This window comes from Candidatus Brocadia sp., assembly GCA_021646415.1.
Taxonomy (GTDB): Bacteria; Planctomycetota; Brocadiia; order Brocadiales; family Brocadiaceae; genus Brocadia.
On sequence record SOEU01000006.1, the window covers coordinates 164522 to 173046 of the forward strand.

Consider the following 8525-nt stretch of genomic DNA (forward strand, 5'->3'; position numbering starts at 1 on the left):
ATTCCGGATCAAATGTTCTCAAACCTGTCCTGAGTGTAACGAAGGGACCGCCGTTGCCAGATTGTGGATTCCTTCTGTTTTTGTCTCGATTCATTCAATATCGGCGCACACACAATACTGCTATCACGATATTTACTTACGTGCCGCTTTATGATCGCCCATCGGGCTGAGAAATTCGCATCTTCCTGAGGCAAGATCCAAATACTAATGGATGTGGTCAGACAACAATACCCATGCTTAAATTTTGAATGGCAACATTCGTCTTGCTCTGTCTCTACCTTCTCGTAATGCCTGCCTTATTAACATATCTGTAAAATTTGCTTACGAGGATAGGTGTTTATGGTAAAAAAATATGTGTCGCCATCTATTTTTGCCTTTGATATTCTAGCATCGTCCTTATGTTTCATATGAATTGGTGCGTGGGACGCACCCTATCGCTTGCTAAGACCATTTCATCAGAAAGAAACGTCAGGCGCAACTAATGAGAACCTTTTACACCATTGCAAGTATTTCTGATTGATTAATCTGGAGTGCATCGGGACCGAAAAGTTCTTTCGTACATGACAAAAAGTCATCTGTTACGGACACAAAATACTGACTGGAGGCTTTGATGTGAACGTTGCCCTGATTGGGTGTGGAAATTTCAAAGAAAAGAGGACATGTGCCACTGTGTCTCCTGATAGTTTCCCTGAGTTGAATGAATTTTGATTCGTCAAAATCAGATGTTTCAAACCGAATAGTTACGCATTTGACCAGGCGCTTAAATGAATCCTTTTCGGCAATAATCTCCTTTATCCGTAAGGACGGAGCCGTACTCTGGAAACCGATCTGGCCCTTTACAAAAACGACCTCGTCTCTGTTTAAGAGCGGCTGATACGTCTTCAATTCCTTGCTAAAGATGACGCATTCCGTAGCACCTTTCATGTCTTCTAAGGTGATATACATCATGGGGTCGCCCCGTTTGGTGGTGCTTGGCTTGAGGTTGGTAATAATGCCGCCGATAATCACATCTTCCCCTTCAGCATGTTCAGAGATTTCTGCAGAGGATACTGTGGATAGTTGCTTGATTTTTTCTTCGTAAGCATGTAAGGGATGCGAAGTCAAATAGAAACCCAGGCTTTCCTTTTCTGCCTGGCGTATCTCCTTCTCTGACCATCGTTCCACATCGGACTCTTCTGGAAAATCCTTTTTTCCTGACTGATCTAAGTTGCTGGGTATATCGAAGAGAGATTTTTGCCCTATCCGCCTGTCTTTATTTGCGATACTGCCAATCTGCATGGCCGTATCGAGCCCGGCGAGCAGTTTTGCCCGGTTGTCATGTAACGAATCAAAACATCCTGATTTGATCAAAGATTCGATGACCTGTTTGTTGACAACACGCAAATCAACCCGTTTGCACACATCCAGGATTGAGGTGTACCTACCCTCCCTATCCCTCGACTGGATTATGGACTCGATAGCCTTGTCACCTACATTTTTGATTGCACCCAATCCAAACCGTATCTTGTTCCCGCTGGAAATCGTAAAGTCGTTTTGACTTTCATTAATATCCGGGGGAAGTACATCGATACTCATGTGACGGCAGTCCTCGATATAGTCCACGATCTTATCCATGTTCTGCTTTTCACAGCTCAGCTGAGCGACCATGTACTGAACAGGATAATTTGCCTTCAGGTAGGCCGTTTGATACGTGATCACTGCATAGGCGGCAGAATGGGACTTGTTGAAGCCGTATCCGGCAAAGTACTCCATCAATTCGAATATGCTTATGGCGATTTCTTTCGGGATCCCATTTACCACAGCGCCATTGATAAATTGGTCTTTGAATTTTGCCATGATCTCGGGTTTCTTCTTTCCCATGGCCTTACGAAGGTTATCGGCCTGATTTAAGGTAAACCCGGCCAAACGATTAGCGATGCGCATGACCTGCTCTTGGTAGAGGATTACCCCATAGGTTTCTTTCAGGATAGGTTCAAGGGATGGGTGGAGATAGGTGACCTCCTCTTTTCCGTGCTTCCGGTTGATAAAGGAGTCCACCATGCCACTCTGCAGGGGGCCGGGTCTGTACAAGGCCACCAGCGGCAAGATATCTGCAAATTTGTCCGGTTTTAGTTTCTTTAGCAATTCCTTGAATCCGCGGCTGGTTTCTACCTGGAAGACACCCTTTACATCTCCGCGGGATAACAATTCATAAGTTTTCCTGTCATCCATGGGGATCTTTGTGAGATCGACGTCCTCCTCCCTGGTTTCCCGGATTAATTTGAGGGCTTTGTCAAGCACCGTCAACTTCCGGACGCCAAGAAAATCCGCCTTTAGCAGTCCAATCTTATCTACCAGTATTTCATCATAGAATTGCGTCGTGACCACGTCACCATTTTTTGCCAGCGGGACATATTCGGTTAACGGTTCATCCGAAATTACGATACCTGCCGCATGCACTGATGCGTGGCGGCACAGGCCTTCCAGCTTTTTTGAAATATCAAACAGTTCGTGGATGTGTTTTTCATTTTCATACAGCGTCTTTAATGCGGGTTCCTGCTCCATGGCCTGCTTTAAAGTAATATTAAGCGTGTTGGGAATTAGCTTAGCCACCTTGTCCACTTCAGAAAGAGGAATATTCATCACCCGTCCCACATCCCGGATAACAGCCTTTGCCTTCATTGTCCCAAAGGTAATAATCTGGGCAACGTTACTGTCGCCGCCGTATTTTCCCCGAACGTACTGGATGACCTTTTCACGGCCTTCCGCACAGAAATCAATATCCAGATCGGGCATGGAGATTCTTTCTGCATTCAAAAACCTCTCAAACAATAAATCGTTTTCTATGGGGTCAATATTGGTAATATTGAGCACATAAGCAACCATGCTGCCTGCCCCGGAGCCGCGTCCTGTGGCAGGGATGCGTTGTTGCACAGCGAAATGAATAAAGTCCCAGACAATCAGGAAATAGTCCACAAATCCCGTGCTTTCGATAACCTTAAGCTCGTAGTCCAGACGTTCACGGATACTCTGTGTAATGGAACCATATTTTTGAACTGCGCCCTCCTCACAGAGTTTTCTCAGGTAGGCGCTATTGGACATGCCGTTTGGCGCAATGAATTTAGGCAGGTGCATCTTCCCGAAGGTCATTTCCACGTTACAGCGTTCGGCAATTTTTAACGTATTTTCAATGGCTTCGGGTGTGTGCTGAAAGACCGTGTACATTTCCTGAAAATTTTTAAAGTAAAATTCATTTGTTCCGAAACGCAGTCTTTGAACGTCTGACAGGTGCTTTCCTGTATTGATGCAGAGGAGGGCATCGTGGGCGGTGGCATCATCCATATTCATATAGTGAATATCATTCGTCGCAACGAGGTGAATACCTAATTTCTTCCCAATTTCTGCCGCTTCTGAAACTAATCTTGCCTGCTGTTCGATTCCGTTATTTTGAACTTCCAGGTAAAAATGATCCGGACCAAAGATATCCTTATATTCCTTTGCCACTTTTATTGCCTCTTCCAGGCGATTATTTATTAAATAACGATTGATTTCCGAGGTCATACAACCGCTGAGACAAATAATCCCCTTGGAATGTGTCTTGAGAAGCGCCTTATCGATCCTTGGTTTATAGTAAAAGCCCTCCAGATATGCGGATGTGGTGAGCTTTAAAAGATTGCGATAGCCTTCGTTGTTTTCCGCAAGGAGGGTGATGTGACTGAGCGTTTCTTTTCCATTCTTCGATTCTTTGTCAAGACGGCTGCCCTGTGCCACATATGCCTCATAACCCAGAACAGGCTTTATTCCCCTGGACTTTGCAGCTTCGTAAAATTCCACGGCACCGAACATGTTGCCATGATCGGTGAGGGCGAGGGCAGACATCTTCAGTTGGGCGGCCTTATCTACGAGGTCATGAATTTTGCAGGCGCCGTCAAGGAGGCTGTACTCACTGTGGACGTGAAGGTGGATAAAATTATCTTTGCTCATGATTTTTCTTTCGAGTTAGAAAGTCCCCTCTTGGGAGGGGATTTAGGGGTGGGTAAGTCGGTAATTCGTGAAATATTCACTGAGATTTCACGCCCATGCGACCCACCCCTAACCCCTCCCAAGAGGGGAATAATTTATACCATTATAAAATATGCGGATTTAAGTTAAACACGGACAACCGAAGTTTGTCAATGTCTCCCCAAAAACTGCTTAAATAAAATGAAAATTCCTATACAATTAAATTAGGCCTTCGGCTGCTTTTTCAATGTAAAGCGAAGAGACTCTTCGCTCTACAACCGCAACTTTGAAATTCCTTAACATTAAATTATAAATTGTGATTTATCCTGCCACTTAATTATTGTAATATATTACCCGGAAAATCAAGTTCAATTTGATAACAATTTTACCGGAAAAAAATTTCTGATACGCCCGGTTGATATAAGCATCTTTTGGTAAACAGGTTGGAGTCAAAGGGGCTTACAATAGAAATGAAGATGGATATTTATGAATCAGAGACTTGTCCTGGGAAAATCACGTTTCAATGAATTTTTGATACGATATAATGACCTTCATAAATCCGGGTTTGAAGAGTGGATTTTTTATCCTGGTATGTTATTTCATGATCCTTGTAAATGGTGGGAAGATGGAGGGGTTCGTTATAAGCCCCATGAAGGGTTGGATTTCTGTTTTTACCGGGATAAAGCGGGTCAAAATCATAGCCTTGACGAGAAAACAGTTATACCGGTAATGTACGCTGGAGAAATTATCCATATTGACGACGATTTTCTGGGAAAATCCATCTATGTAACCCATGACATTTGTGATGATAGGGGGAATAGGCTGTATGTAATCTATGGCCACACGAATCCTTTTCACGGCATTGGCACAGGAAAAACCCTGAATGAAGGAGATACGATTGCTACGATTGCAGATACCGGAAAGAAAAGGGCAAAAATTCCTTCCCACTTGCACATATCTATGGTATGGTTACCTGAATCTTTCCCTTATGAAAAGCTTGACTGGGAAACGTTAGGTGATTGCAGTACTGTTACTTTTTGTAATCCTCTGGAGTTTATCGATTGTAAATATAAATGTAGAGGCATCTCGAATCTGTATAAAAAATAAAAAAACAAACCACAGCGGTTGCAGAGAGTTAATTAAAGATTCTCTGAGTTATCTGTGGTTGGGATAACATTCACAAATCATTGGAGGACAAGCATGAAAAAATCTTTAGGCGCAAAAACTATTGTATACCCCACCCCGGTTTTTATTGTGGGTACCTACGATAAGGCTGGAAAACCAAACGTGATGAATGTGGCATGGGGAGGTCTTTGTTGTTCCAGTCCGCCAGCGGTAGCAGTTTCTGTCCGGAAGGCCACGTATACATATGGAAATATTGTAGAGCGAAAGGCTTTTACGGTAAATATTCCTTCTGAAGTCTATGTTAAAGAGGCTGATTATTTTGGGATTGCATCAGGAGGAAAGGAGGACAAGCTTTCCGTTACTGGACTTACGCCCGTTAAGAGCGACCTTGTCGATGCCCCGTATATTAATGAGTTTCCGTTTGCTCTGGAGTGTAAATTGATTCACACCATTGAAATAGGATTGCATACCCAGTTTATTGGGGAGATCGTGGATGTCAAGGCTGAAGAATTTGTGCTTGGAGAAAATGGTACCCTTGATATAGAAAAAGTTCATCCGGTTTTATATGCCCCGGAGAATCGGGCGTATTACGGTGTTGGTGCGTGTCTTGGCAAGGCATTCTCTATAGGCAAACAGATGAAAAGTCATTGAAAAATGCAAATTGCACGTAGGGGCTGGGTTACCCCGCTCCTACCATTTTCATTGAATTTTTTTATGTGTTTCGGTGTGTCCTCTCACCGAGACAAAATAACGTGGTAAGGTATATATGTTTCGGTGTGGGATACACCGAAACATCACGGCGTCGATCAATAAAGAATTTTCGAACCAGATGCATTATGTCAGGAAGGAGGTTCCTGTGCCAGTGAAAAGATTAAAAGAATTTTTGGACAGTCAGAACATTAAGTACGTCACTATTAGCCATTCCCGTGCCTTTATGGCCAAGGAAACTGCAACATCTGCCCATATTCCATGGAAGGAATTGGCTAAGACAGTCATGGTGAAAATCGATGGAAAAATGGCTATGGCCGTTCTTCCGGCTTCCTGTAAAGTAGATTTTGACCTTTTGAGAAAGGCAACGGGATCGGGTAAGATTGAAATCGCCGATGAGAAGGAATTTAAGGATCTGTTTCCCGGGTGTGAAGTTGGCGCCATGCCGCCTTTTGGTAATCTTTATGGAATGGACGTTTTTGTGGCAAGAAGTTTGACAGAAGACAAAGAGATAGCGTTCAACGCAGGTTCACACAGGGAACTGGTCAGGATGGCATACAAGGATTTCGAACGGCTGGTGAAACCGAAGGTAATGGAGTTTTCAATTGAAACCTGAAACCTAAAAACTGAAAACCACAGAAGCACAGAGGTTTTTTATTACATAACGCAGCGAAGCCGCAACCAAAATTACCGTCCCTCTTTCCCCTCCTTCGCAAAAAGGGGACTTCGTCGCGAGCTCCGTCGAACGATGAAGGGGAGGTAAAAAACTTACACAAAAAAGAAGTTTTCACAAAGTACTACTATAAAAAGTAACATCTTAGACGTTTGAAAATTGCCTTTAAATAAATCGCCACTGTTTGTTCCTAAACCATGTGCTGAACTTGTTGAAGCATCTGTTTAGGAACCCAATTGCAAAGAAACTGAGTTTCTCGTCCAGTACACTCCCAAACCATGTCCTCATGAAACCTGTCCTCACGGAAGTGGGGAATGAGGAAGGAGTTTGGGCGCGAGCAGTTGAAAGATACCTATCAAAAAGATAAATTGTTACAAAAGTTGTCATTCCTGCGAAAGCAGGAATCCAGGTTTCTATTCTATTTTACTGGATTCCCACTCCCCGATTTCACGAGGACAAGTTTCGTGGGAATGACACATGGGTATTATTTTGTCTATTTATTTATGATGTTCACTATATACTCTGATTTACACTGATGTTTTCAATAAGGTGAAATTACATGGTGATGAACGATATCAAAAGCATTTTAGAAACGGCCATTTCAGAAGAAGTGAAGGCAAGTCGATTTTACTCCAATTTTGCATCCCAGATGGAGGATAGGGGGGCGCGCTTAAAATTTGAGGTCATGGCCGCCATTGAGTTAAGGCACTACGAATATCTTTTGTCGTATTATCAGGAGAAATTCCAGCAAACACCAGTTGTGCAAAAATGCGGGGAATGGAAGATTGTCCGGCCTGAAACGCCGCATAAGACGGCATCATTTGGGGAGGCCATTAAGGTTATTATGGACACAGAATGGCGGGCGTATGAATTTTACAAAAAGGCCTTAGAAATCTCGGCTGATGAGAATGACCGAAAGATTTTTAAAACGCTCGCTGATATGGAATTGTCCCATTATGAACAGTTCAGGACAGAATATAATTATCTGACAGAAAGCACAATCCGTTTTGCCAGTGAAGATATTCCGTGGATGATGGAGGTGTACTAACCTACATTAAAAAATTGGGAAAATTTTTAAATGAGATAAGATAAAACGGAATATGTCAATGGAAATTAGACACATTTTTAAATAATTTAGACTCTAAAGATAGAGTCGAATTTTGTTTTGGTGGATTAATCCAGGCAGCCACAGGCATACTTGGTGGTTTAGGCGAAATTCCTTTGAATCGTTCAGGATGATTTTCAAAGGCGGTTTTTAGGACAAGACAACGTTCTTTCATAATTTGATCCGTACGTCCATAGTGGACATCTTCTGGTTTTAGCAGACCGATGCCGGAATGATGATGTTCTCCGTTGTACCAGGTAAAAAAGCTTTTGCAGAATACCCTGGCGTCCTCAATTGAACCGAAATTACCCGGGAAATCCGGTCTGTACTTGAGGGTTTTAAGCTGTGCCTCCGAATAGGGATTGTCGTTACTGACGTAAGGACGAGAATGGCTTTTTGTTATTCCCAGATCAGACAGAAGAAACGCCACAGGTTTCGATGTCATGCTTGAGCCGCGATCAGCGTGGATCACCAGTTGTTCTGGCTTGATAGCCTGTTTTTTACAGCTATCAGCAATAAGCCGTTGTGCCAATATGGCCTGTTCACGGTGCGCAACCATCCATCCGACGACATAACGGCTGAAGATGTCGAGAATAACATACAGATAGAAATATGTCCACTTTGCCGGTCCCCTGAGTTTTGTTATATCCCATGACCATACCTGATTAGAAGTCGTTGCCAGAAGCTCCGGTTTCTGGTAATGGGGTCTGAGCACCTGGTTTCTTCTTTCTCGTACTTCGCCATGTTTTTTCAGGATACGGTACATGGTTCTCGTGGAACAGAGGTAGGTTCCTTCATCAAGCAATGTTGCATAAATCTCATGCGGGGCCTTATCAAGAAAGCGTTCGCTATGTAAGATATCAAGAACCGATTGCTGTTCCTGCTCTGACAATGCCAGGGGAGGCTTCGAAGATACTCTTTTGCAAGAAAAGT

General features: G+C 43.3%; 6 protein-coding genes. 4 read left to right on the plus strand and 2 right to left on the minus strand.

All coding sequences use genetic code 11. The features are described from left to right. Positions 1-492 precede the first annotated feature (492 nt). Entirely contained in the window at positions 493-3963 is a 3471-nt protein-coding gene (locus E3K36_07175) for a DNA polymerase III subunit alpha (GenBank protein ID MCF6155023.1), read from the minus strand. A 504-nt stretch (positions 3964-4467) separates the two neighbouring features. Between E3K36_07175 and E3K36_07180 the strand changes: the two genes are divergently transcribed. The 4 genes from E3K36_07180 to E3K36_07195 all read left to right on the plus strand — a co-directional run bounded on the left by E3K36_07180 (position 4468) and on the right by E3K36_07195 (position 7535). Next, positions 4468-5088 carry a hypothetical protein gene (locus tag E3K36_07180; protein MCF6155024.1) on the plus strand — a complete coding sequence of 207 codons (621 nt, stop codon included), beginning with the start codon at positions 4468-4470 and terminating at the stop codon, positions 5086-5088. Between the two features lie 93 nt (positions 5089-5181). Beyond that, complete coding sequence (locus E3K36_07185; GenBank protein ID MCF6155025.1) at positions 5182-5757, plus strand: flavin reductase family protein; 576 nt, start codon at positions 5182-5184, stop codon at positions 5755-5757. 205 nt (positions 5758-5962) lie between these two features. Then, complete coding sequence (locus E3K36_07190; GenBank protein MCF6155026.1) at positions 5963-6430, plus strand: YbaK/EbsC family protein; 468 nt, start codon at positions 5963-5965, stop codon at positions 6428-6430. A 616-nt stretch (positions 6431-7046) separates the two neighbouring features. Further along, positions 7047-7535 (plus strand): hypothetical protein, encoded by a 489-nt coding sequence (locus tag E3K36_07195; protein ID MCF6155027.1) that lies wholly within the window; start codon positions 7047-7049, stop codon positions 7533-7535. A 55-nt stretch (positions 7536-7590) separates the two neighbouring features. Here E3K36_07195 and E3K36_07200 read toward each other — a convergent pair. Continuing rightward, positions 7591-8525: transposase (locus E3K36_07200; protein ID MCF6155028.1), on the minus strand; the 935-nt coding region annotated here is incomplete at its 5' end.

What these genes read in the sequence shown, in the direction of transcription:
- E3K36_07185 (MCF6155025.1), top strand. Translation starts at nt 5,182, where the DNA reads ATGAAAAAATCTTTAGGCGCAAAAACTATTGTATACCCCACCCCGGTT.
- E3K36_07195 (MCF6155027.1), top strand. Translation starts at nt 7,047, where the DNA reads ATGGTGATGAACGATATCAAAAGCATTTTAGAAACGGCCATTTCAGAA.
- E3K36_07175 (MCF6155023.1), bottom strand. Translation starts at nt 3,963, where the DNA reads ATGAGCAAAGATAATTTTATCCACCTTCACGTCCACAGTGAGTACAGC.
- E3K36_07180 (MCF6155024.1), top strand. Translation starts at nt 4,468, where the DNA reads ATGAATCAGAGACTTGTCCTGGGAAAATCACGTTTCAATGAATTTTTG.